We start from the raw sequence: 25,456 nt of genomic DNA, 5'->3' as shown, positions 1-25,456 counted from the left end.
TTGACATATTACAATAAAGGCGTTATGCTAAACATAAAATAGAGGAAAAGAGGCGAGTTATGGACATCACATCATTTGAGGCATTTGCTAGTCATCGTATTTTACAGACAACAATTGAGCTAGATGGTCAAACCTATCCTAGTTTACCTGTCAAGTTACCACCCTTGTTTTGTTTAGCAGTAGCTGAAAGTGGGATCAACGTGTTTGAGCTTATCCCACTGACTACGAGAAAAAAACAAGATAAGTTAGCCATGTTTTCATATCGTGACATTGAAAAAATAGTCATTTCACCCATCAAAAAATTAACCAGTGTTGTTTTTGCCTTGGGAGATCGACTTAACTTAGACATCATCTTACACTTGACCGATGGTCGACAGTTTCATTTTGAATGTGAAGACATGAGTATGCTTGTCCAACTTGCCGCAAGTTTAGCATCGCATCAGGTGATGTTGCTGGATCGATTTGGCTTGATACAGAGTTATCAGGATGCGACATCAACAAAAGAGGCATACCAGTTCTTGCTAGAAAAATTCTCTGGGGTCTCAGATGAGCAACAACTGGTTAACTTGAGAATTGGACAAGTGGAGGAGTAGGTCCCTTTGTCTGTTCCTGCATGAGTTTTATCATAAATTTAGGAGATATAAAAAAATCTTGGTGTGTTTTTAAACGCCAAGATTTTTTGCATGTCTTTCTGATAGGTTGAGATGAACTAGCTTACCTATCCAGACTAGTCGCCATAAAATCACGTTTGAGTAAATAATAGTGATTATGATCTCTATAGTTGCCAGATTTGATGGCGACTTCTTTTTCAGTACCGACGAAAGTAAAGCCATTTTTTAAGGCAACTTGATTACTGGATATGTTAGCTACATCAGCAACGATTGCAAGCCGATTAAGCCCTAAGTTATGAAAGGCATAGGTGCAAAGTTGATGGATGGCTTTTGACATAATCCCCTGATTGGCATAGCTGGAATGTAGCCAATAGCCGATTTCTGCTTTGTTTGCCAGCAAATCGATGCCATGTAGATCGACACAGCCGATGAGTTTATCGTCGAGGGCAAGCACGTATAGTGCATCGGTTTGATTAGCCATACCGGATAGCTTGAGCTTGAAATAGGCTTCTTGACTTGTATGATCCTTAGATACCTCAACAAAATCTAAAAATTCACCGATATGTGTGCGATCAGAATCGATCAAGGTATAGAGTTCCTTAGCCATGCGAAATTCTGGAAAGAGAAAACTTAATCTGTCATCTATTGGCATCTTGAAATAGTTTTTTGACATAGGGACTACCTTTCTGTAGCTACTGATATAGTTTGCACTTTCTTGGGCGCTTTGATAATACTGATATGCTGCTTTATCGTCATCAATACCATATTTATCCTGAATTAGCTTAGCTAACTCGTCATAGACGACTGTATTAAGATGTGAAGGCAGTGCCAGGCTATGGATGATCTGATAATAATTCGTATGGGGAGTGAAGTCATGTTCTTGATCTAGCAGAAATAACACCTTTTGGATCATGAAGCGATTGGCCTCATATTCCATGTTGTTGTTTTGCAGTCGATTTGAAATCGCCTTATCATAATCCCCATTTAGAAAATGGGCTACCTCGTGCAAAAGCGTAACGGCTGTTGTGATGACATCTAATTGTGCGTTGATCATGATGATAGGCTTGTTATTAAAGCATCCGAAGAAACCATTACTTTCGAGTGCTACGTACCTTACCTCAATGCCCATCTCCTTGATATGGCGTGTAATTTTTTTTATCATATATCATTTATCTTTAAACATCTCTTTGAGAACGTCCCGAATCGTCTCGCGATCATTTTCTGTCATCGTTTTACCATCAAAAGATTTGAATGAGTCCAGTGCAATATCGAGGTCATCATCCAGTCTAACAGGTGTTTTGATATCAGTATCTCCTAATAGATAATCTGTGGAAACATTGAAGAAATTTGCGATTGTTTGTAGATGTTTAGGATTTCTTTTGCCATTTTCCCATAGGGCATAGGATTGTTGGGAAATACCAAAGTGTTGGGCAACTTGCTTTTGAGTTAGCTTAGTTTCCAAGCGTAGTGTTTTCAACCTTTCTGGTAACATACTTTTCTCCTTTAAAAAAATAGTTTTTTTTATAAAAGCGCTTGACACAGAACAACAAAAGTCGTAAAATGGAATTAACAACAGAAGTTGTTAAAAAACTTGAACCAAAAGCCCACAACAGTGAACGGTTGGATCAAGTACATACGATGACCTTTGAAAATACAATAATGGCGTGAACCATTAGTGAAAATGTCAGGCTTATGCGCTTATAGTAATATCTAGACACTATTATTATATCACGATGAGTAGAGATTATCAGTAATCTGTATAAAAATGTCACATCTTTTTATACTAGCCACCACGAGTAAGCGAACCTCTTAAGGTAAAAACCATGAGCAAATCATGGTAACTCGGTAAAAAAACGCTAGACCCCAGACAAGCCACGAGCGAAACAAGGCGGCCTCAACTGAATTTAAGCTGGACATATGGTAACTTAAGTTTGGTGATAGTAGCATCCGTTTTAAGTGAGCAATGGAGCATGAATATGCTGAGCCTATAAACGATTATCTTTAACGTATGTGATAATTAAAAGATAATGACTGTCATCTATAATATGGATGGCAGGTAAATATAGTGATCAGATGTCTCCCAGCCTTGTTGGTCTGTTTGATCATACGACAAAATGTTAAGGATACTTCCATGTCGCCTTTCAGGGCAGATTGTCAGTTGACCTAACTATAATATGGAGGTATAACTTAACAGCATAAGAAACAATACACCATCCCTTGCTTGTTTCTTATGTACTGACAAGGATAATGCTTTGGTCACTTATTGAGGCATGCTACTGATTATCAATACCAAATAGCCTGATCAAAATATCATTTAGCTTAGGGTAGCCGATTTTTGAGACTGTTTGCAAGGTAATATGTGCATCATACACAGCAAACAGTTAGCCAACTAAAAGTCTGCTATTCCTATTCAATTGAGCCGCTTATCGGTCGTAGCTGACGTTCACTAACTCCATCATTTAATTTGAACGTTGTTAGCTGTCTCAAGCTCCTCTCCCCAGTTTGTTCTATAGACTATCTATAGAGGGGTCTTCTAGATTAAATGCCTATTTAATGTGTTTCTACATGGGGCTGGTTTGATGCCAAATCGTTACTTTTAAATGTGTCTCGCTTTTAACATGTTCTCTTTTGTTGTTATAGCTGTTTGACATCTGACTGCTTTTATCTTGACTCTCCCAAGTGTCAAGTTGATAGGCATTCAGGTGTTTTTTGATGAGAAATGCTAGGCTATTATGTTACCGTTTGTTAGACAAGAGATAAGTAAAACAGGTTTTGATAATAAATAAGCTAGTTTAAGTAATCGTTGCCCCGGTAGGGTGATTTTTTTATGCCTAAATTTAGGTAGTCAAAAGGAGAAGGAGAAAATAAGAGACGTGGTAAATCTGAATAAAGTACTCAGGATACATGAACAAGATACGGGCGTATTAAGTATGCAAGCAGGCATTCGTATTCGCTCTAAAGACGATCTGGCGGAAGCCTATACCCCTGGTGTTGGTGAATTAGCCAAACTCATCGAAACTGATGAATCAGCCAAAAATAAGTATACACTAAGTGGTAAATTAGTTGCCTTAGTGACAGATGGCACAGCAGTTTTAGGATTAGGTAATATCGGTCCAGCAGGTGGGCTACCGATTGTGGAAGGAAAAGCGTTGATTTATAAGCAGTTTTCTGGTGTCGACGCCCTACCTTTAGCAATCAATCCGGTACCAATAGCTGAATTTGTCGAGACGATTAAAAACATAGCTAAGAGTTTTGCAGGCATCCATTTAGAAGATATTGCCGCACCAAGATGTTTTGAAATAGAAGATAAGTTAAAAGCAGCTCTTGATATTCCTGTCTATCATGATGATCAAACGGGGACAGCCATCGTTGTCTTAGCAGCATTAATCAACGCGGCAAGGCTTGTCGATAAACCAATCACAGAATTAAGGGTCTTGATGCATGGTGTCGGCGCATCAGGACTTGCAACAGCGAAATTGCTCTATCGGTTCGGGATCACACAGTTGACCCTGGTTGATATACACGGCAAAATCACAGAAAAGGATACACGCTATAATCACTATCAACGCAAGTTTTCAGCTAAAATTCAGCAAGGACAAGGGCAGAGCTTAGATGAGCTGATTACAGGACAGGATGTGTTCATTGGTCTGTCTGATAGGGACGTATTATCTGTCCAACAAGTCCGTCGCATGACAGAAGACTGTATCGTTTTTGCCTTGGCCAATCCCCGTCCTGAAATTGCACCAGACCTTGCTAAAGCAGCAGGTGTGAAAATTATGGCAACTGGCTCATCACAATATCCGAATCAGGTCAATAACTTACTTGTATTTCCGGGCCTTTTTAAAGGGTTACTAGAAACGCACTTAAAAACAGTAGATGAAGGCTTACAAATCAAGGTTGCACAAGCTTTGAGTCATTTAACAGTCAAGCCTAAAGTAGATAATCTGATTGCTAATGTCTTTGATGAAGGCGTAGTGGATACAGTCGTCTCAGCTGTTAAGGCATATGCGTCAGACAAATAATAGGTGACCAGCTTTAGCTTTTATAGGTTAAAGCTGGTCTTTTTAAAAGAAAGGTACTTAGTATGAAAAATAGTGCAACGCAAGATGCAGCACAACACGCAATGCTCGATAAACTGAAGCAGGTTAAAATTGGTTTCATTCCCTTGCCAATCTACTTAGTTTTATTGGTTGGCTACATTGGGATTACCATTTTAGATGTTGTACCAGAAAAGGATATGCTGGTCTCACTTGGTGTGATGACAGTTTTTGCCTATCTACTTGAGGAAGTCGGTGCACACATCCCAGTTTTAAAATCATTAGGCGGTAAGGTACTTGTTGTCACTTTTTTGCCAGCGTTCCTAGTTTATAAAAACTGGTTACCGACGTCAACGGTTAAGGTCGTGAGTAGCTTTATGTCAAATAATAATTTCTTGATGTTTTTTATTACCTTGCTTGTTGTTGGTAGTATTGCATCCATGAACCGGGTTACCCTGGTCAAGGCAACATCAAGGATTTTATTAATTTTAATTCTATGTGATATAGCGGGATCTTTGGTCGGTACAGGTGTTGGCATGCTACTTGGTATGACAGCCTATAAAGCGTATTTCTTTATCGTTGCACCCATCATGGCTGGTGGTGTGGGTGAAGGTGCTATGCCTTTGTCGATTGGATATGCAGCAGTCATGAGTGGCATGAGCCAAGATAATATTTTTGGGCAAATTTTGCCGTGTGTCATGTTGGGTAGTTTAGTTGCGGTTTTACTATCAGGTGTGCTGAAAAAAATTGGTGAGATACGTCCTGCTTTAACAGGTAATGGTAAGCTCATAGATAGTGATGATGAGAAACTTGATAACTTGAAGTCCAGTAACAAGACAGTCAGTATAGAAAAAACGCTGACAGCAGGTGTGCTGGCGATCGCCATCTACTTTTTAGTTGTTTGGTTATCCTCAGTCCTTAAAAGTGCAGTTGGTATCCAACTACCTGCACCGGTTATTCTATTACTTGTCTTGATGGGTGCCAAAATGTTAGGCTACATTCCCAAAAATATTGAAACAGGTGGTGCCTCGCTTTATGGCTTTACTGTAAAAGGTGTAACACCGTCTCTATTATTTGGTGTTGGTGTCGCTAAAACAGACTGGAAAGAGTTGATTGCTGTCTTTCAGAATCCGGCAGCGATTCTAACCATTATTGCCACTGTCTTTACAATCGTTATCACTGCCTTTGTTGTCTCAAAAATATTAGGACTCTACCCTGTGGATACTGCAATTGCTGTGTCATGCTGTAGTGGTCAAGGTGGGACAGGCGCACTTGCCATATTAGCTGCTGGTGACCGCATGACCTTGATGCCATTTGCACAAGTAGCCGTCCGTTTAGGTGGTGCCATGACAGTGACTGTCGCCATATTCCTGATGGGCATACTCAGTTAAAGGAAATGAATGATGACGCAACTAGCGGATATTTTTTTAACAGTGACAACATCTAGACGGACTTGGCAGCGTTTTTTAACAGCTGCGGGCATACATGATTTTTCAGAGAGTGAGCTGTCTGTTATTGATGAGACGATTGCCATATTTGATGGTGACCAAAACATACTGGCTACGGGATCTTTAGCAGGAAATGTGATGAAGTATATTGCGACGAATCAAACTGATACTGCTTATTTTAATCAACTCATTAGTGAGCTGGAAAACCGACTGAACCAAAGAGGTATCAGTCCTTATTTTGTCTTTACTAAACCAGAATATGCAAAAAAATTCAAGTATATCGGATTTCAGACCTTGTCTCAAACAGATCATGGCGTGCTACTAGAGAAAGGTTATCCGACCATTAGTCAATTTTTAAAGCAATGTCCTAAGGGAGATCCAGCTAAACAAAACGGGGCGATTGTCATGAATGCTAACCCGTTTACCTTAGGCCATCAATATTTAGTAGAAAAGGCTGCATCTGATAATGATTATGTCTATCTGTTCGTCGTGAGTGAGGACTGCTCCCTTTTTAGCAGTGAGGAACGGTTTACGCTAGTCAGACAAGGCGTAGCACATTTACCTAATGTCACTGTCTTACCGACTGCTGCCTATATGGTCAGCTATACAACGTTTCCAGCGTATTTTTTACACGGAGATGTGGATGTAGTGTCCTATCAGGCCCAGCTTGATGCTAGAGTGTTTAAAAATTGGTTTGTGCCCTATTTTGCGATTAGCTCACGCTATGTAGGCGAAGAGCCATTATCTTTAGTGACTCATCGCTATAATCAACTGCTAGTTGAGGAATTGCAGCCAGAAGTCGCCGTCAAGGTGATACCACGTTATAAAAATGAGAACAAGGTGATATCTGCAACACGGGTCAGGCAGTACCTGTCTGATAATCGACTAAAAGAGATGAGAGGACTAGTCCCAGAGACAACTTATGCCTACATCATCACCAATCAATTGACAATAAAAAATAGAATGAAGGATAAAAAATGGAAATAAAAAAGACAGCCTTGGCTGGTACACTGGAGTCTTCAGATGTACAAGTCATGATTTCACCTAACGAATCTGGGCTTACGATAGACCTAGTGTCAGACGTCAAAAAACAATTTGGCAAGGCAATCGTGGCATGTGTCAAACAAGTGCTATCAGACTACGATGTTAGACATGCTACGGTAAAAATTGTCGATAAAGGTGCCTTAGATAGTGTCATCAAGGCAAGGACGATCGCAGCGGTGCAACGTGCACTAGATATAGTTGAAGAACCAAAATGGGAGGTGCTATAAATGAGCAATCAAGATCGCTTACGTCGGACGATGCTATTTGTACCTGGTAATAACCCAGCTATGTTAAAGGATGCAGGTATTTATGGGGCAGATGCCATCATGTTTGATTTGGAGGATGCGGTAGCCATATCTGAAAAAGATGCCGCCCGTTATTTAGTCTATAAAATGATAAAAAACGTTGATTTTGGTCAGGCAGAGCTTGTAGTTCGTATCAATGGCTTGGATACACCGTATTGGAAAAATGATGTTCGAGCCATGGTTAAAGCGGGGATAGATGTCATCCGCTTGCCTAAAGTTGAGACAGCTGACATGATGACTGACTTAACCATCATGATTTTATTAGCAGAAAAAGAGTTTGGCCGACAAGCAGGTGAGACCAGGGTAATGGCAGCAATCGAGTCAGCACTTGGTGTCTTGAATGCCAGAGAAATTGCCATGAGTTGTCAGGGACGCATGATGGGGATCGCACTGTCGGGGATGGACTATACAAAGGATATGGGGACACATCGTTACCCGGATGGTCAAGAGTTGTGTTTTGCCCGGAATATGGTGCTTCATGCCGCGCGTGCAGCCAAGATAGCAGCATTTGATACCGTCTTTACAGATATGAATGATGAGGCGGGCTTTCTCCGTGAGACTCGGCTGATTCATCAACTGGGCTATGATGGTAAATCGGTCATTAATCCTCGGCAAATACCCTTGGTCAATCTGGTTTATCAGCCAACGAAAAGTGAAATCTTAGCTGCACAGACTATTGTCGCCGCTAGTAAAGCCGCATCTGAAAAAGGATCAGGCGTCCTCTCACTTAATGGGCAAATGATTGACCGTCCTGTCGTCTTACAGGCAGAAAAAGTCCTACAGTTGGCTAAAGTGACTCACCTTGTGGATACGAAAGGAAATGATATTGAAAAATAAAGTAAATCGTGAATTACCAGATGAACTCACCAAGAGATATGAGTATATGCCGTTTACGACGAGCAATTATGGGGGTGTGATCACGCAGAGAAGTGGCCCTAAAGTACGGGCAACAACAGGTAAAGAGAAATGCGCCTATACCTTAGAAGAAGTCATCGTCAAGACTGTGCAAGATGGGATGACACTTTTTTTCCACCATCATTTTCGAGAAGGCGACTACGTCTTTAATGCGGTGATGCGCTTGATCATTGATCTAGGCTATAAAAATCTTGCTTTAGCACCGTCGTCCTTGACAAATGTCATGAATGATATCGTAGTAGAAGCAATAGAAAAAGGTGTCGTCACACAGATTACATCCTCTGGCATGCGAGGGAAATTAGGTGAAGCGGTTTCTCATGGTGCCTTGCAAAACCCGATTGTTTTACGCTCCCATGGTGGCCGTGCTAGGGCAATTGAGACAGGTGAGATTAAGATAGATGTTGCCTTTCTCGGTGTGCCAAATAGCGATGAAATGGGCAATGCAAATGGCATGGTTGGCGCATCAGCATGTGGTGCTTTAGGCTATGCCTTGATGGATGCACAGTATGCCCAAACCGTTGTCTTAGTCACAGATCATCTCGTCCCCTATCCCAATATGCCTGCATCAATCAAGCAAACTCAGGTTGACTATGTTGTTAAAATTGCTGCAGTTGGTGATCCAGATAAAATCGGATCTGGCGCGACCCGTTTTACCAGCGATCCTAAAGAATTAAAGATAGCCAAGACTGTGAATCAAGTCCTAACAAACTCACCCTACTTTAAGGATGGTTTCTCGTTTCAAACTGGTACTGGTGGGGCAGCTTTAGCAGTCTCCCGTTTTCTGCGTCAGTCAATGATTGATCAACATATCAAGGCGTCCTTTGCCTTAGGTGGGATTACCAGCGCAATGGTAGACTTATTAAAAGAAGGTCTTGTTGGTAAGCTGATGGATGTTCAAGATTTTGATCGTGGCGCTGCTCAGTCGATGCATGAGAATGAGAATCAACAAGAGATCGATGCATCTTGGTATGCTGATCCTGCTAATAAAGGTGCCATGGTTGATCAATTAGACATTGTTATTCTATCTGCCTTGGAAATCGATACAGCATTTAATGTGAATGTCATGACAGGGTCAGATGGTGTCATTCGGGGTGCTATTGGCGGTCATCAAGATGCGGCGACAGCAAACTTAACGATTATTGCAGCACCTTTAGTGCGTGGTCGTCTAGCAACTATCGTGCCTCGTGTCACAACAGTTATCACGCCTGGAGACACCATTGATGTGGTTGTCACAGAGGTTGGTATTGCCATCAATCCACGACGTAGTGACTTGTTAGACAGTCTGACTCAGATTCCAGATTTTCCGATTTTCACGATACAAGAATTGCAAGCAAAAGCAGCAGCTAAAATAGGTATACCCGAGCCCATAACCTTTACTGATAAGGTCGTTGCCTTTGTTGAATATCGAGATGGCACGCTGATCGATGTTATCAACCAAGTCAAAGAGTAGCCGTCATGTCTATTTTTGCTAAAGGAAAGCCGGTAAGCCTGCCTGAGATACTTGCCAGTAAAGTAGCGCGCGTTGCTAGGTTAAAAGAGGTTAGGCAAAAGTTTTCTGATGCGACAATAATCTCTATCACTCTGAATATACCGGGAAATATAAAGAATAGTCGCCAGATACAGCTCATTTTTCGAGCAGGTATGCGCGAGCTTACTGGGGTGTTTATGACTCAGTGGGAAATGACGCATCTTGACTTGCAGACAGGGCCAGAAGCAATTCTTGTGGTAGATGCTGCTGCTAATACTTGTAAAAGAAAGGCGGTTACATTTGAGACAGATTTTGTGTTAGGTCGTTTATTTGATGTGGATGTTTTAGCAGCTGATCGTAAGAATCTATCGCGCGCAACTCTAGAGATGCCCTGCAGAACTTGTTATGTATGTGCAGAAGATGCAAAGGTATGTGCCCGGTCCCAGCAGCATCCTTGGATCGAGATTCGAAAAGCGTTAGACGCCATATATCTAGACTATGTTAGACAAGATAAAGAGAAATGGGTATCGTCTGCTATTCGTGCCATGCTCTATGAAGTATCTGTTACACCAAAACCCGGTTTGGTAGATCCAAGTAGTCAAGGGAGTCATCAGGATATGGACGCCTTCCTTTTTATTGATAGTGCCATCAGCCTACGACCTTACTTTACTGCCTTATATGAGGTAAGCTTGTCATGGACAGCGTCTTTGCCAAGCCTATTTGAGGAGATAAGACGGTTAGGAATCAAGGCTGAGATCACGATGTTGAAAACGACAGAAGATGTTAATACACATAAAGGGGTTATATTTTCATTGGGCATTCTCTTTTCAGCCAGTGTCTATCAGAAGCAAGTGTCACTTGATTTACAGAACATCATCTGTCAGATGTTAGCTGGACTGACAGAGCAGGCATTTGCAGGGTTACCCAATAAGTCGACCTTAACTGCCGGTGAAAGCCAGTTTTTAAGCTACGGCTTAACAGGTGTTCGTGGTGAAGCTGAAAAAGGGTTTCCCACTGTGTTTGATTTGGCACTCCCTTATCTCAAAAATAGAAAAGGGACGATGAATGATCGCTTGCTGGATACCCTGATGTTAATCGCCACCTCTATACAAGATACTAACTTGATTAAACGGGCTGGTGGTATTCACGTACTAGATAATCTCCAAGAACAAGTCACGCACTATTTTGACTTGGGAGGTGCAAAAACGACAGCTGGTAAGGCCTATATGTATCAGTTAGATCAAGTCTTTATCCGTCAAAATCTTAGTCTAGGTGGATCAGCAGACCTATTAATACTTACGATCTTTCTTGAGTTGTTAACTGATGCGCTGTGATAGTTAGCAACCTGTTCATGAGGATGATGACAAAAGAAACTGCTACAAAAATAAGATAAATGAAGTCGCAAAACAAGTAAAGCAATTAGCCTAATCTAAGGTATAGGTTGATTGCGTTGCCCCTAAGTTTTGCCTGCTTTATCACAGTAAGCTAGTCTGTTAATAGCTTACTTATTCAGCGACCAGTCTTGGTAGACACTAGCATAAACATGTACAATTTAGCTTCGTACAAATAAAGGGTTCGATTCCCTTTGGTTGCTTAAATGGTTTAGGAGAGAAGTAGTTACCTCAAGATAATAAAATCATTCAGGGTAGCAAAGGGGAAATGGCGTTTCTATTTTTTTATATTAATCATTAAATCTAAAGTGTTTTTTTTAATATTTTTTGTTATAATTATACTAGTTGATGATAATATCAGTTAATATAATAAAATATTAAGAAATGTATGAGGGAAAAGTATGAAAAACAAGCATGTTTTTAAAACTATTATTAGAAAAAGTTTGTCTAGTTTGATGATCCTGTCTTTGAGTACACCGATGTTGCTGACAACTTCTACTGTTTTTGCAGAAGAGGATATGTCAGTAAAGGACGTAAATAATACAGCGACTAGTGGTTCTAGTACAGCTACAAAAAATGCGACATCGGATCCAGTTACAGTACCGTCAGCTACGGACGTAGTAACCAGTGATGTACCAGATGAAACGAATTCGAAAAGTGACGCACTTGATGTACCAGACTCAGCTACACCACCAGAGGATAAAGCACTAGCATCTAGCGACAACACAAGTCTTGTCGTACCAGTGGAAAGTGCTAAAGCGTTGTTAGGAACAACGCCAATACAAGATAAGGTTGACATACCAGATCCTGTACTGAAACAAGAGATTTTGACTGCCTTGAAGTTGCCGGAAGGGACAGAGTTAACGAAATCAGACATGGAAAAATTGACGAGTTTAAGAATAACGAAAATGACTAGTCCAACACTAATTAGTGATTTATCTGGCCTAGAATATGCAACCAATCTACTTACCTTTTCTATTATTGATAAAAGTGCCTTGACAGACTTCAGCCCTCTAGAACAACTGACTAACCTGACCTATGTCACACTGCAAACAAATGCACTGACTAGTGCAAATTTTCCAGACCTATCGAAAAGCCAAGGTATTAAATTTTTAGACTTAACTGCAACAGGAATAGATGATGCAGTCTTGCCAAAAATTGCTAAACTGAGGGAGCTAAATAGCTTACATCTGGATCAAAATATGGGAATTACGACGATTGAACCATTGAAAGACTTACCAAATCTGCAAGTATTATTCATCCAATTCTGTGGTGTAACTGATTTCAGGAGTGTTGTTGAGTTCCCTGCCTTGAAAAATCTTTCAGCATTTGGTCAAAATACTGGTCGTGGTGATGAACCGACAGACATTAGTCGGTCAAAATTAGTTTATGATACGAATTCGAAAACGGTCTTTATTCCGTTTGCCATGATGCCAAATCGTCTGACAAACTTTGATGGCTATATACCACCATTTACTACCAGTAGCTCGGCTAGTAACACCTACCTAGACTTTAACGGGGAGCAATTACCAGCAAACAGACTACAAATCACTGATCTGGGGATTACAGTTTTGGATGTGAGTGAAGCGGCATACACGCAACTTAATACACTTGTGTATAATCCACGCGTGAACAATCCATATGGTTCCTATGCTGTACCGGAAGGACTGGATTTCTATGCGATTTCAGCTGGCACCTATCTGCATCAGTTCAATATAAATGATGATGGCGCTCCGATTACAGTCAGCTATATGGATGAAAACGGTCAAACATTATTACCTGATAAACAAATCAACGGATTTGTTGGAAAAGAGTATGCTGTTGCTGCTGAAATGATTCCGGATTACCAGCTGGTTAATGTGGTTGGTGCTACTTCTGGTGTGTTTAGTAACGACGCACAAACAGTTACTTTTGTCTATAAAAAATTAGGTGGTGTAAGTAAGTTAGGTGAAGTGATGGTATCTTATGTAGATTTAGACGGAAATGAGATTGCACCCACTGAAAAAATGTCAGGTAATGTTGGTGATGCTTATCAAACTGAGCAACTTGATATCAAAGACTATACCTTTAAAGAAGTAAAAGGTGCACCGACAGGTCTATTTTCGGATAAGGCACTAGTCGTGACTTATGTCTACACCAAAAATACGACTGCAAAGGATCCAGATAAGGCAGAACAAAATAAGGTAGCAGGTGAGCGTGCGTCGTCGACTTCTGATGCAAGCAAAGATGGATCACAATCATTACCAAAAACAGGTGAAAGTAGACATATGGCAGTCATACTTACGGGTATTGCTTTATTATCAGGTGCAGCTGCTTGTTTGATTAAATTAAGACGTAAAAAAAGATAGCCATCAAATATTGAGATAGGGTCATCAAAAAATATTCAGGATAAACATCTAGTTATGATTCGAATCAGGCTAATATCAAAAATACCATCTCCTATCACAAAAGGGGATGGTATTTTTAATGAGACGGCGTGGCTGGAAACAGGTCGTTAAAGTACTTACTTGACATTCCATGAGACCTCTTTAAAATGAGGCCATCTAGGGGAGAATAACCTAGGTAAGGCTACAAGTTTATGATATAATATAAGAATGGATTATTACATAGTAGGAACGATTGTAAACACACAGGGTTTACAAGGCGAAGTGCGCGTGATTTCGGTAACGGATTTCGCAGAGGAACGCTATCAAAAAAATGCTGAATTGGCTTTATTTGATAAACAAGATAAATTTGTTAGGATGCTGAAAGTCAAGACGCATCGAAAACAAAAAAATCTAGATATCATCAAGTTTGAAGGTATGTATAGTATTAATGACGTCGAAAAGTATCGTGATTTTTCATTGAAAATTGCTGCCGAAAATCGTGGAGAACTGGATAGTGATGACGAGTTTTACTATGATGATATCATCGGTATTACTGTTTTCGAAAATGAGGTAGCAATCGGGACAGTCTCAGAAATCCTTCAGCCTGGTGCAAACGATGTTTGGGTGATCAAACGTAAAGGCAAAAAGGACTTACTCCTGCCATTTATCGAGTCAGTCATCTTGACAGTTGATATTGTCGCAAAACGTGTGACCGTTGACATTCCAGAAGGATTGGATGATTAGGATGCAGATTGATATCTTAACTTTGTTTCCTGATATGTTCTCTAGCCTAGAGCATTCTATAGTTGGCAGGGCGAGAAAGTCGGGAAAAATCGAGATTAACTTTCATAATTTTCGAGATTTTGCTACAAATAAGCAAAAACATGTCGATGATATGCCTTATGGTGGTGGTCAAGGCATGTTACTGATGCCACAACCAATCTTTGATACCTTAGCTTCATTTCCACATGAGGGTGCACGCGTATTGATGATGGACCCTGCTGGTCGCACCTTTGATCAAGCCTTCGCTGAGGAATTAGCGGGAGAAGACCAAGTCGTTTTCTTATGTGGCCACTATGAAGGATTTGATGAGCGGATCAAGACGCTTGTGACAGATGAAGTCTCTTTGGGTGATTATGTTTTAACAGGTGGAGAAGTAGCAGCCAGTGTCATGATTGATGCCACAGTACGCCTAATTCCTGATGTGATCGGTAAAAAAGCCAGTCACGAAGAAGATAGCTTCTCATCAGGCTTATTAGAGTATCCGCAGTATACAAGACCTGAAGACTTTAGAGGGCTAAAAGTACCAGATGTCCTCATGAGCGGTCATCATGAAAATATTCGCAAATGGCGCCTAACTGAAAGTTTGGCTAAGACGCATCGATTAAGACCGGATTTGCTAGCAGCATATCCCCTTAGTGATGAAGAGCGAGCGCTACTTAAACAGATAAAAAACGAAAGTCCTGATTAAAATGACCTTAAAAAATTATATCTGGGATTTTGATGGTACCTTATTTGATACCTATCCTGTCATGCTGACAGCACTCAAGCAGGTGATGATAAAGCACCAGATACACTATGATGGGGATTTGGCTTATTTCATCAAAAAGTATTCAATTCGAGAATTTGCCAAGCAATATGGCACAGATGCCCTGCTTGATGACTATCATCAGTTGGAAACAACCTTGCAGACTCAGGTTGCCTCTTATCCAGAAATTCCTGCTATCTTAAAGCAGATAATCGATACTGGTGGGCAACATTTTATACTGAGTCATCGAGATGATAAGACATACGCCTATTTAGGTGAGCTGAGCCTTTTATTTACTGAAATTATTACGAGTAGCAACCACTTTGCCAGAAAGCCTGATCCGGAGAGTTTGATTTATCTGATAGACAAGTATCAGTTACGACTTGATCAGACTGTTATGGTGGGCGATAGGCCATTAGATATTTTAGCAGGAAAAAATGCTGGTATCAAAACGATGTTATTTGATGAAGCTGGATTTTTTCTAGCAAACGAACTAAACGCAGATTACACAGTGACAACATGGGAGAACTTTAAAAATGAATATTGAACGCGAAAAAGAATTTGTCCACCAATTCCACTATGATGCTAGAAATTTAGCCTGGGAAGAAGAAAATGGGACACCAGAAACAGCATTAAATGTCCAATTCCAACTCGTAGATCAGGTTGAGAATCTAGCAGATACAGATACAGCGATTAATGGTCTCTTATCTTTCATGATTGTCCTTGAAAATCTTGTGATTTCAGGAAACATCGGTCAATTGAGCGTCATTCGTGGACAGGTCATCGAAAATAAAGAACAATTATCTCAAGAAGAAATGTCAGAATTGGCAGCGCCTTTATTTGATTTATTACAGCGTATGACTTATGAAATAACTGAAATTGCTTTGGATCAACCAGGCGTTAGCTTGGAGTTTTAAGGCTGTATGAAGACTGCGATTATTACAGATAGCTCAGCATTTTTGAGTGATGACATCAGGGCAAAGGACAATGTGTTTGTGCTTGATATCCCTATATTTATAGACGGTCAGACCTATATCGAAGGCAAAGACTTAACAGACTCAGCATTTTATGAGAAGATGGCCGCATCTGCTGAACTACCTAAAACGAGCCAGCCAAGTATTCATGATCTGACAGAATTACTCGACAAACTAGTAGCAGAAAACTATACACGTGTTGTTGGTCTGTTTTTGTCATCTGGTATTTCAGGATTTTGGCAAAATATCCAATATCTCAAAGATGAGTATCCTAAGTTAACAATTGCCTTCCCAGATACTATCATCACGTCAGCACCTTTAGGCTACATGGTTGAAATGACGGCTAATATGACCAAGACAAATGCGTCATTTGACTTTATCTTGACAGAATTAGCTGAAATCATTGCTAAAACGACAGCCTTTATTATCGTGGATGATTTAGATCATCTGGTCAAGGGTGGTAGACTGTCGAATGGTGCTGCAATAATTGGCAACTTGTTAAATATCAAACCGATTCTACGGTTTGATGAAGCTGGTAAAATCGTTGTCTATGAAAAGATCAGGACAAGCAAGAAGGCATTTAAAAAACTGTATAAGATTCTGTCAGAAACAACAAAATCAGGAGATTATAAGGTTTATGTGATTCACTCAAATATTCCAGAAACGGCGAAAGATGTCGCGCAAGAATTGACAGAAAAAGGCTTTGATGTCTCAATTGCAAGCTTTGGTGCTGTGATTGGCACACATTTAGGGGAAGGAGCACTCGGATTTGGTATTAGTCCGAAATTAACATAATGATTAAAGTAATTATAGCGGGTTTCAAAGGCCGTATGGGCTCAACAGCAGTGGAGATGGTAAAAGAAGATGCTAATCTTGAATTAGTCGCTTTGGTAGATCCCCTAACAAGTGAAAAAGTAGTCGATGGTGTTCCAGTCTTTAATGACAAAACTGCACTCATCGGATTTGAAGCAGATGTATGGGTCGATTTCACGATCCCTACAGTTGCTTTTGACAACACTAAATTTGCCTTGGAAAATGGCTTTTGTCCTGTTGTTGGTACGACTGGCTTCACAGAAGCACAAATTTCAGAACTCATCACCTTATCAAAAGAGAAAAAAGTAGGTGGCCTCATTGCGCCTAATTTCGCTATTGGTGCGATTTTGTTGATGGAATTTGCCCAAAAAGCAGCTCAGTATTTTCCTGATGTAGAAATTATCGAATTACACCATGACAACAAAAAGGATGCGCCGTCAGGTACAGCCATTAAGACAGCAGAACTGATTAAAGCAACACGTCAGCCTAAACAGCAGGGTGCTACTGATGAAGTTGAGACGATCCCAGGTGCAAGAGGTGCCGAATTTGATGGCATGAGAATTCATTCTGTTCGCTTGCCAGGTCTTGTTGCCCACCAAGAAGTTATTTTTGGTGCAAAAGGTGAAGGCTTAACCATCCGTCATGATTCCTACGATCGTGTTTCTTTCATGGGTGGTGTTAATATCGGTATCAAAAAAGTTGTTGAAATTGATGCCTTGGTTTATGGATTAGATTGTCTGTTATGAGATTAGAGAAGATGCCGGCGGAGTTTGTAAAAGCTCTGCCGATTTTGCAAAAAATTCGAGATTTTGGCTATGAAGCCTATTTTGTAGGTGGCAGTGTACGTGACGTTTTACTCAATCGGCAGATTCATGATGTTGATATCGCAACAAGTGCTTACCCTTCTGAGATTAAGCAGATATTTGAGCATACAATCGATATCGGTATCGAGCATGGTACGGTGCTTGTTTTAGCGCAAGATGACGAATATGAAATCACGACCTTTCGGACAGAAGATGTCTATGTCGATTATCGACGACCAGCTCATGTTAACTTTGTACGTCAACTATCAGAGGATTTGTTAAGACGTGATTTCACAATCAATGCTTTTGCACTTGCAAATGATGGGGAGATTATCGACCTCTATGACGGGCTAATCGATTTAGACAGACAAGTCCTTCGAGCAGTTGGTAAGCCATCAGAACGCTTCACAGAAGATGCCTTAAGAATCATGCGTGGCCTTAGATTTAGTGCGACACTGAATTTTGACTTGGCATCTGATACGTTTGATGCCATGAAAGCCCAGGTTTATTTGCTAGAAAAAATTTCAATCGAACGTATTTTTATCGAGCTGGATAAGTTATTAATTGCAAATCATTGGCAAAAAGGGCTTAAGGCACTTTTAGCAATAGAGGCGTCTGACTATTTACCAGGCCTTTCAAATGAATCAGCCCTCTTAAAGATGCTGTCACTGCCAGAAGACTTTGTATTTACAAATTCGATCCAAGCATGGGGCTATTTACTTTATCAGCTTGGCTATTTAGATGGCAAATTTTTGATGAAGCAGTGGAAAGTATCTCGTGATTTTTCGACAGATGTGACTAACTTTTTGAAGGCGTATCATATCCGACAAACAAGTCAGTTCACACAAGAATCGCTTTATTTGCTTGGTAAGTCAAGCTTGATTTTAGTTGAGGAGATGGTTGCTGCACAAGAGCTTAAACCTGATTTCGAGCGGATTACAGGACTTGATGCGCAACTACAGATCCGACACAAAAGAGAGATTGCCGTTTCTGCAGGAGATATTATGACCAAATTTGGCATCAAACCTGGTCCAGGTATTGGTAAACTCTATCACACGATTGAACTGGAAATCGTTAGGGGCAACTTAATTAACCGACCAGAAGCTATTTTTAATTATGTAAAAGAAAAGAGTAACGATGGCAACAATGACTGATTTTCGTGTTGAAAACTTGACTAAATCTGTAGGAGATAAGACGGTTTTCTCAAAGATAGACTTTATCATCCATCCTTTAGATCGGATTGGCTTGATTGGTGTGAATGGTACTGGGAAAACGACCTTACTAGATGTTATCTCAGGAAAAGCTGGATTTGATGGTGATAACTCACCATTTTTTGCGCACAATGACTTCAAAATCGAGTATCTGACGCAGGAACCACAATTTGATGAAAATGTATCGATTATGGATACGATTTTGTCAGATGACTTAGCACAGATGAAAGCCATCAAGCAGTATGAGCAAGTCTTGCTTGCCTTGACAGAGGATCCAGAAAATGAGACCTTGCAAGTCTCTTTATCTGAAGTTGAAGCACAGATGACAGCAATTGAGGCTTGGGAAGTTGAAAATCAAGTTAAAACGGTCTTATCTAAGTTGAAATTACCTGATTTGACTGAGCAAATCAAGAACTTATCTGGTGGTCAAAAACGGCGTGTTCAGTTAGCGCAGGCCTTGCTAAATCCTGCCGATTTATTACTGCTGGATGAGCCAACCAACCATCTGGATGTAGATACGATCGCATGGTTAGAGAACTATGTAAAAAGCGCAAGACAAACCATTTTATTTATTACCCATGACCGTTATTTCTTAGATAATTTGGCAACACGTATCTTTGAATTAGACAATGGTAAGCTATACGAATATCAAGGTAATTACCAAGATTATCTACAACAAAAAGCTGAAAGAGACGAAAGAGAATCTGCTCAGCATCATAAGAGCAAGCAATTATTCAAGCAAGAATTAGCTTGGATTCGCAAATCACCTCAAGCACGGGCGACCAAGCAGCAGGCACGGATTGATCGATTTGAAGATATCAAAAATGAGGTTAACAGTGTCAGCTCATCTGATGATCTTTCAATTAATGTCGCCACGTCAAGAATTGGTAAAAAAGTCATCAATTTTGAGCATGTTAACTTTGCATTTTCTGCTGATAAACCCATCTTGACTGACTTTAACCTTCTGGTTCAAAATACGGATAGAATTGGTATCGTTGGTAACAACGGGACAGGAAAATCGACCTTACTTAATCTGATAGATGGGGAATTGACACCTGATGCTGGGACAGTTGACATCGGTGAAACGATTAAGATCGGCTATTTTTCACAGCAAATCAAGGGACTAGATGAGTCCAAACGTGTGATTAACTTTCTACAAGAGATTGCAGATAACAGCCTCACCTCTTCTGGTGAATCAGTGAGTATCGTTAATCTGTTAGAGCAATTTTTATTTCCACGGACCACGCATGGTACCCTGATTGCTAAATTATCTGGTGGTGAGAAGAAACGCTTATACTTGCTAAAGATTTTATTACAACAACCTAACGTTTTACTGCTAGATGAGCCGACAAATGATCTGGATATTGCGACATTGACTGTCCTAGAAAATTTCATTCAACACTATAAAGGTGTTGTGATTACAGTCAGTCATGACCGCTATTTCCTTGATAAGGTCGTTAATAAACTACTCGTTTTTGATAAGGGAACTGTGACTGAAGTGCATTCAGGCTACTCAGATTATTTGGCGACTAAAGTGGCAGATCAAAAACCAAATAAACAAGTTGCAGCAGTCCCAATTGTACAAGTAAATAAACTCGAAAGAGCACGGATGACCTATTCTGAAAAACAAGAATGGTCAACGATTGAAGCCTCGATTTCAAGCTTGGAAACGGAGATTTCAACTATCGAGCAGCAGATGGCTGTACATGGGTCAGACTTCACAAAATTAGGCGAGTTACAAGCAGACCTAGACCTTAAAAATAATGACTTACTAGACAAATATGAACGCTATGAGTACTTGGCTGGATTTGACTAACCGTCGATTAAATGACGAGATGAATCTGCAAGATGCTGAGCCCTATAGTCGTATAGATGATAAAGAAATGATAAGATAAAGATATGAGAAAAGCAGATAAACTTTTTATTGATAATATCCATCACATATTAGACGATGGTGTATGGAGTGAAAATGCCCGTCCAAAATATAAGGATGGAAAGACAGCAAATTCAAAATATATTACAGGTAGTTTTGCTGAGTACGACCTGAGTAAAGGTGAATTTCCGATTACCACCTTACGACCAATTCCAATCAAGTCAGCCATCAAAGAATTGATGTGGATTTATCAGGATCAAACCAGTGAGCTGGACGTTTTAGTAAACAAGTATGGCGTTAAGTATTGGAATGAGTGGGAAGTTGGGGAGTCAGGTAATATCGGTATGCGCTATGGTGCGACTGTCAAAAAACATGATATCATCGGTAAATTACTCAGTGGACTTGAAAAAAATCCATGGAATCGCAGAAATATCATCAACCTCTGGCAATATGATGATTTTGAGGCATCAGAAGGCTTATTGCCTTGTGCCTTTCAAACCATGTTTGATGTTCGACGTGTTGATGGACAGATCTATCTAGATGCGACCTTGACACAACGCAGTAATGACATGTTAGTAGCCCATCATATCAATGCCATGCAGTATGTGGCCTTGCAGATGATGATTGCCAAACATTTCGGCTGGCAGATTGGCAAGTTCTTCTATTTTGTCAATAACTTACATATCTACGATAATCAGTTTGATAATGCGACCACGCTACTTGAACGGACACCATCAGATAAAAATCCAGTACTAAAGCTGAATGTAGCAGATGGCACTAACTTTTTTGATATCAAACCTGAAGATTTTGAGCTGGTCGATTATGAACCTGTTAAACCACAGCTCACTTTCGATATGGCCATATAAGGCACTAAAGGTCCTTAAGACAACTCATCACCAAACGTATCGCTAAATAATTTAAGAATAGGATGACTGAAATGCCAGATGCTGTAACTAATCTTAACAGTAATACCTTAAAGAAACAGGCCTCAGACGTCCATATTTTAATGGATTCTTGTCTCTTGGCCGGGCAAATATTGATGGCAAATGGATCTGAAATATCACGTGTAGAAGATGTGATACAGAGAATGGGCGTTGCAGCAGAGATTAACAACCTGCAGGTCTATGTCCTCTTAAATGCCATCACGGTCAGTTTTCCAGAGCAAGGCTTAACGCAAATGCGCAGTATTCCACCTCGCATACAGACGATGGATATGGAAAAGATTGTCGCGGTCAACGATTTGACACGTCAATTCACAGCACACCGGATCTCAATCGAGACCTTTGCAGATAAGTTAAGTAAGATTGATATGACGATTCCCAGGTTCTCACTAAAATTGCAGGTCATGAGTGCCATGGTAATCGCTGTAACATTTGTGATTATGTTAACGAGAAATACAGCTTTTATCAATCTTTTTCTAGCAGCAACCACAAGTGGTCTTGCCTATGCAATCGCCTTTCAAATGAGAAATAAGTTTCATATGCGTTTTTTTGGCTTATTCCTAGCGAGTTTATCCATGTCTTTTATCATGCTCATCTGTTCAAAAGTACTGGCGCATCCTTTTGATGCCGATATCGTAATTATTGGTGCCATTATGCCCTTTGTACCAGGTGTTGCACTAACCAATGCTGTGAGAGAAATCATGGCTGGTAACTTTATATCTGGACAAGGACGGATCATAGAAGCGCTGTTAACAGCTGCTTCTGTAGGACTCGGTATTGTGTTACTCTCATTTTTTTATTGATTAAAGGAGTCCTAGGATGCTTGTTTTATTACAGTTACTCAGCCAAATGATTCTTGCCTATATCGGGACACTTTCTTTTGGTATTATCTTAAATATTCCTAGGCGAACACTGAATCGTGCAGGGATTGTCGGCGCAAGTGCTTGGCTGACTTATGAACTTGTCTTACTCTGCACACAGCAGATGATGGATAAAAATTGGCGAATTGTGCTAGGGTCATTTATTGCAACTAATGTGATTGGTGTACTAAGTTTGACCATGAGTCGGGCACAAAAAGTACCGATGCTCATTTATAGTATCCCAGGTATTTTTCCTTTAGTCCCAGGTGGGCAAGCCTATCAAGTGGTCAGAAGTTTGGTGACTGGTAATCGGGATGATGCAGTCGCTAATTTTGAATTACTCGTAATTATTATTGGTGCAATTGCAGCCGGATTTTGGCTAGCCGAATTAATTAATCGTTTACGTGGCATGAATCGCTTGACCTAGGTCGGCGATTTTTGTTATACGTTAAAACTATAACTAATACCTATTTTTATATATTTTACAACTATAACGAGAGATGATAGAATAATGTCATACTACTAAAGAAATGAAGAGGCAATTTATGACAACATCACTTATAGGCTATCCACGTATTGGCGCAAAACGAGAATTAAAATTTGCAATCGAGAAATTTTTTAAAAAGGAACTTTCTGAGTCAGAGTTAGAAACTGTTGCTAAAACGCAAAGACAATTAAATTGGCAAACCCAATTTGCAGCTGGCATTGATTTTATCCCATCAAATGATTTTTCGTTTTATGATACGACACTAGATACCGCTTTTGCGCTAAATATCGTGCCTGAGCGCTACCAAGCACTTGCCATCTCACCCCTCGAAAAATACTTTGCAGCAGCACGGGGACATCAGTCTGAGGCAGGAGATGTCAAAGCATTAGCCATGAAAAAATGGTTTAATACCAATTATCATTACATGGTGCCTGAATTCGATGATGGGACTGTCTTAAAGCTTGATCTTAGCAAATTACTTTCAGAATATCAGGAAGCCTTGGCACTAGGGATCACGACTAAACCAGTTTTAATCGGCCCCTACACGCTTTTAAAGCTCATTAAGTTTACAGGTCAATCAACTATCGCGACAGTTCAGGATGATTTTGTTAGCATCTATGCTGAGGTATTTGAAAAACTAGCAGCTGAAAAAATCGACTGGTTGCAACTAGATGAGCCAGCGCTTGTCTTTGACTTATCTGCTGAGGATATTGGGTTAGTCAAGGCAATCTATACGCCTTTACTCGCACAAAAAAAATCAGTTAAAGTCCTACTACAAACTTACTTTGGTGACGTCCGTGATATTTATACTGACTTAGTCAGGCTAGATGTCGACGGCATTGGCCTTGATTTTGTGGAAGGCCGTAAGACAGCTGAATTGATTGAAACACATGGCTTCCCAACTGACAAAAAGTTGTTTGCTGGTGTGGTAAATGGTAAAAATATTTGGCGGAATAACTATCAAAAGACGCTTGCTATTCTAGCTAAGTTACCAAAAGATAAACTGATCATCTCGTCATCATGTAGTTTACAACACGTCCCTTACACGGTTAGTGCTGAGACGGACTTAGATGAAAAAATCTTACGTCATTTTGCCTTTGCGCAAGAAAAGTTGCAAGAAATCAAGGATATAAACGTTATTTTCTACCAACTCGAAACAGGAAGTTTAGCAGAAAATAAGGCCTTATTTGATGAAAAAAGATTTGAAGCTGACTTGACTGTACAGGAAAAAGTGTCGGGCTTATCATCATCAGACTATAGTAGAACACCCGACTTTTCAGCTCGTGAAGCAATCCAAAAAGAGGTATTTAAGTTACCAACGCTACCAACAACAACGATCGGGTCATTCCCACAAACAGCAGATGTCCGTAAAAATCGTCTAAACTTTAAGCGTGGTGATATCACAAAAGCTGCCTATGATGACTTTAACAAGACAAAAACAAAAGAGTGGATTGACTGGCAAGAAGCTATCGGCTTTGATGTCCTCGTTCATGGCGAATTTGAACGAAATGACATGGTGGAATATTTTGGTGAGAAACTAGCCGGTTATATCTTTACTAAATATGCTTGGGTACAATCTTATGGCACACGTTGTGTTAAACCACCGATTGTCTGGGGGGATATCGCGAGGGTCCAACAACTTTCAGTTGCAGATTCAGTTTATGCCCAAAGTTTGACTGATAAACCAGTCAAAGGCATGTTAACAGGACCTGTGACGATCTTAAACTGGTCGTTTCCTCGTGAAGATATTTCATTAAGTGAGTCGACGCTCCAGATTGCGCTAGCGATTCAAGAAGAAGTGCTTGATTTAGAGAAAAACGGGATTAAGATTATCCAAATTGATGAAGCAGCGCTCAGAGAAAAATTACCGCTACGCCAGACAGATTGGGACAGTCAGTATCTAGATTGGGCAATTCCTGCCTTTCGTTTAGTACATGCTAAAGTGGCGCCAACAACGCAAATTCATACACACATGTGCTATTCTGAGTTCACAGACATCATTCCAGCAATCGATGCCATGGATGCGGATGTCATCTCATTTGAAGCGAGTAGGAGTGATTTGTCCATCCTTGATGCCCTACAAGAAAATGGGTTTAGAACACAAACAGGACCTGGCGTCTATGATATTCATAGCCCACGGATTCCATCACTTGACGAAATCGAGAACGTCATTCATAAACTATTGACTAAAGTGCCGTTAGAAAAACTTTGGATTAATCCTGACTGTGGCCTTAAAACACGTGGGGTGACAGAAGTGAAAGCATCATTAGAAAATTTAGTTAAAGCAACACAAGCTATTCGCGCAACACTTTGATTATGAGACAGTTATAAATTAGAAAAATACAGCTATCACATCAGATAGCTGTATTTTTTGCTAGTCA

General features: G+C 40.2%; 23 protein-coding genes. 21 read left to right on the top strand and 2 right to left on the bottom strand.

All coding sequences use genetic code 11. The features are described 5' to 3' along the window. Positions 1-59: 59 nt before the first annotated feature. Positions 60-593, top strand: coding sequence for a hypothetical protein (locus tag RU86_RS06905; RefSeq protein WP_096814678.1), 534 nt, complete (start codon positions 60-62; stop codon positions 591-593). Between the two features lie 121 nt (positions 594-714). Here the strand turns inward: RU86_RS06905 and RU86_RS06900 are convergent, their stop codons facing one another. Together RU86_RS06900 and RU86_RS06895 are read right to left on the bottom strand one after the other, a co-directional pair. Further along, positions 715-1,773, bottom strand: a complete 1,059-nt coding sequence (locus RU86_RS06900) for a GNAT family N-acetyltransferase (protein ID WP_096814677.1) — start codon at positions 1,771-1,773, stop codon at positions 715-717. Between the two features lie 3 nt (positions 1,774-1,776). After that, on the bottom strand, positions 1,777-2,103 hold the full coding sequence (locus RU86_RS06895; protein WP_047915434.1) for a helix-turn-helix domain-containing protein: 327 nt from the start codon (positions 2,101-2,103) through the stop codon (positions 1,777-1,779). A 1,381-nt stretch (positions 2,104-3,484) separates the two neighbouring features. Here RU86_RS06895 and RU86_RS06890 point away from each other — a divergent pair. The 20 genes from RU86_RS06890 (at position 3,485) to metE (ending at position 25,389) form a co-directional block, all read left to right on the top strand. Further along, positions 3,485-4,633 (top strand): NAD(P)-dependent malic enzyme, encoded by a 1,149-nt coding sequence (locus RU86_RS06890; protein WP_096814676.1) that lies wholly within the window; start codon positions 3,485-3,487, stop codon positions 4,631-4,633. A 101-nt stretch (positions 4,634-4,734) separates the two neighbouring features. Next, complete coding sequence (locus RU86_RS06885; protein ID WP_096814703.1) at positions 4,735-6,039, top strand: 2-hydroxycarboxylate transporter family protein; 1,305 nt, start codon at positions 4,735-4,737, stop codon at positions 6,037-6,039. Between the two features lie 9 nt (positions 6,040-6,048). Beyond that, positions 6,049-7,083 carry a [citrate (pro-3S)-lyase] ligase gene (citC, locus tag RU86_RS06880; RefSeq protein ID WP_245810495.1) on the top strand — a complete coding sequence of 345 codons (1,035 nt, stop codon included), beginning with the start codon at positions 6,049-6,051 and terminating at the stop codon, positions 7,081-7,083. Next, a complete protein-coding gene (gene citD / locus RU86_RS06875; RefSeq protein WP_096814675.1) occupies positions 7,074-7,367 on the top strand; it encodes a citrate lyase acyl carrier protein in 294 nt (97 codons plus the stop codon). The genes citC and citD overlap by 10 nt, the downstream gene beginning before the upstream one ends. Beyond that, complete coding sequence (gene citE / locus RU86_RS06870; RefSeq protein ID WP_096814674.1) at positions 7,368-8,282, top strand: citrate (pro-3S)-lyase subunit beta; 915 nt, start codon at positions 7,368-7,370, stop codon at positions 8,280-8,282. Further along, positions 8,272-9,810, top strand: a complete 1,539-nt coding sequence (citF, locus tag RU86_RS06865; RefSeq protein ID WP_096814673.1) for a citrate lyase subunit alpha — start codon at positions 8,272-8,274, stop codon at positions 9,808-9,810. Before citE ends, citF begins: the two co-directional genes overlap by 11 nt. 5 nt (positions 9,811-9,815) lie before the next feature. Next, positions 9,816-11,162, top strand: coding sequence for a triphosphoribosyl-dephospho-CoA synthase CitG (gene citG, locus RU86_RS06860; RefSeq protein WP_096814672.1), 1,347 nt, complete (start codon positions 9,816-9,818; stop codon positions 11,160-11,162). A gap of 458 nt (positions 11,163-11,620) precedes the next feature. Further along, the gene (locus RU86_RS06855; RefSeq protein WP_096814671.1) at positions 11,621-13,567 is read left to right on the top strand and encodes a MucBP domain-containing protein; all 1,947 of its coding nucleotides are present in this window, start codon (positions 11,621-11,623) and stop codon (positions 13,565-13,567) included. Positions 13,568-13,813: 246 nt separating this feature from the next. Then, a complete protein-coding gene (gene rimM / locus RU86_RS06850; RefSeq protein ID WP_079505962.1) occupies positions 13,814-14,329 on the top strand; it encodes a ribosome maturation factor RimM in 516 nt (171 codons plus the stop codon). A 1-nt stretch (position 14,330) separates the two neighbouring features. After that, a complete protein-coding gene (gene trmD, locus RU86_RS06845; protein WP_096814670.1) occupies positions 14,331-15,056 on the top strand; it encodes a tRNA (guanosine(37)-N1)-methyltransferase TrmD in 726 nt (241 codons plus the stop codon). A 1-nt stretch (position 15,057) separates the two neighbouring features. Beyond that, positions 15,058-15,660: an HAD-IA family hydrolase gene (locus RU86_RS06840; protein WP_096814669.1), complete on the top strand. Its 603-nt coding sequence runs from the start codon at positions 15,058-15,060 to the stop codon at positions 15,658-15,660. Beyond that, entirely contained in the window at positions 15,650-16,030 is a 381-nt protein-coding gene (locus tag RU86_RS06835; RefSeq protein WP_096814668.1) for a DUF1149 family protein, read from the top strand. Before RU86_RS06840 ends, RU86_RS06835 begins: the two co-directional genes overlap by 11 nt. Positions 16,031-16,036: 6 nt before the next feature. Then, positions 16,037-16,882 (top strand): DegV family protein, encoded by an 846-nt coding sequence (locus RU86_RS06830; RefSeq protein WP_096814667.1) that lies wholly within the window; start codon positions 16,037-16,039, stop codon positions 16,880-16,882. Then, the gene (gene dapB, locus RU86_RS06825) at positions 16,879-17,646 is read left to right on the top strand and encodes a 4-hydroxy-tetrahydrodipicolinate reductase (protein WP_096814666.1); all 768 of its coding nucleotides are present in this window, start codon (positions 16,879-16,881) and stop codon (positions 17,644-17,646) included. The genes RU86_RS06830 and dapB overlap by 4 nt, the downstream gene beginning before the upstream one ends. Next, a complete protein-coding gene (locus RU86_RS06820; protein WP_179296235.1) occupies positions 17,643-18,857 on the top strand; it encodes a CCA tRNA nucleotidyltransferase in 1,215 nt (404 codons plus the stop codon). The genes dapB and RU86_RS06820 overlap by 4 nt, the downstream gene beginning before the upstream one ends. After that, positions 18,850-20,730 (top strand): ABC-F family ATP-binding cassette domain-containing protein, encoded by a 1,881-nt coding sequence (locus tag RU86_RS06815; protein WP_096814701.1) that lies wholly within the window; start codon positions 18,850-18,852, stop codon positions 20,728-20,730. Before RU86_RS06820 ends, RU86_RS06815 begins: the two co-directional genes overlap by 8 nt. Before the next feature lie 83 nt (positions 20,731-20,813). Further along, the gene (locus RU86_RS06810; RefSeq protein ID WP_096814664.1) at positions 20,814-21,653 is read left to right on the top strand and encodes a thymidylate synthase; all 840 of its coding nucleotides are present in this window, start codon (positions 20,814-20,816) and stop codon (positions 21,651-21,653) included. 62 nt (positions 21,654-21,715) lie between these two features. Next, positions 21,716-22,531, top strand: a complete 816-nt coding sequence (locus tag RU86_RS06805; protein ID WP_096814663.1) for a threonine/serine exporter family protein — start codon at positions 21,716-21,718, stop codon at positions 22,529-22,531. Between the two features lie 16 nt (positions 22,532-22,547). Next, the gene (locus RU86_RS06800; RefSeq protein ID WP_047915451.1) at positions 22,548-23,015 is read left to right on the top strand and encodes a threonine/serine exporter family protein; all 468 of its coding nucleotides are present in this window, start codon (positions 22,548-22,550) and stop codon (positions 23,013-23,015) included. A 118-nt stretch (positions 23,016-23,133) separates the two neighbouring features. Beyond that, on the top strand, positions 23,134-25,389 hold the full coding sequence (metE, locus tag RU86_RS06795; RefSeq protein WP_096814662.1) for a 5-methyltetrahydropteroyltriglutamate--homocysteine S-methyltransferase: 2,256 nt from the start codon (positions 23,134-23,136) through the stop codon (positions 25,387-25,389). Positions 25,390-25,456: the final 67 nt, after the last annotated feature.

Source organism: Pseudolactococcus piscium (assembly GCF_002441695.1).
GTDB classification, from domain to species: Bacteria; Bacillota; Bacilli; order Lactobacillales; family Streptococcaceae; genus Pseudolactococcus; species Pseudolactococcus piscium.
Note: the sequence above shows the minus strand (reverse complement) of the source record. Positions and strands in the feature narration are given on the sequence as shown.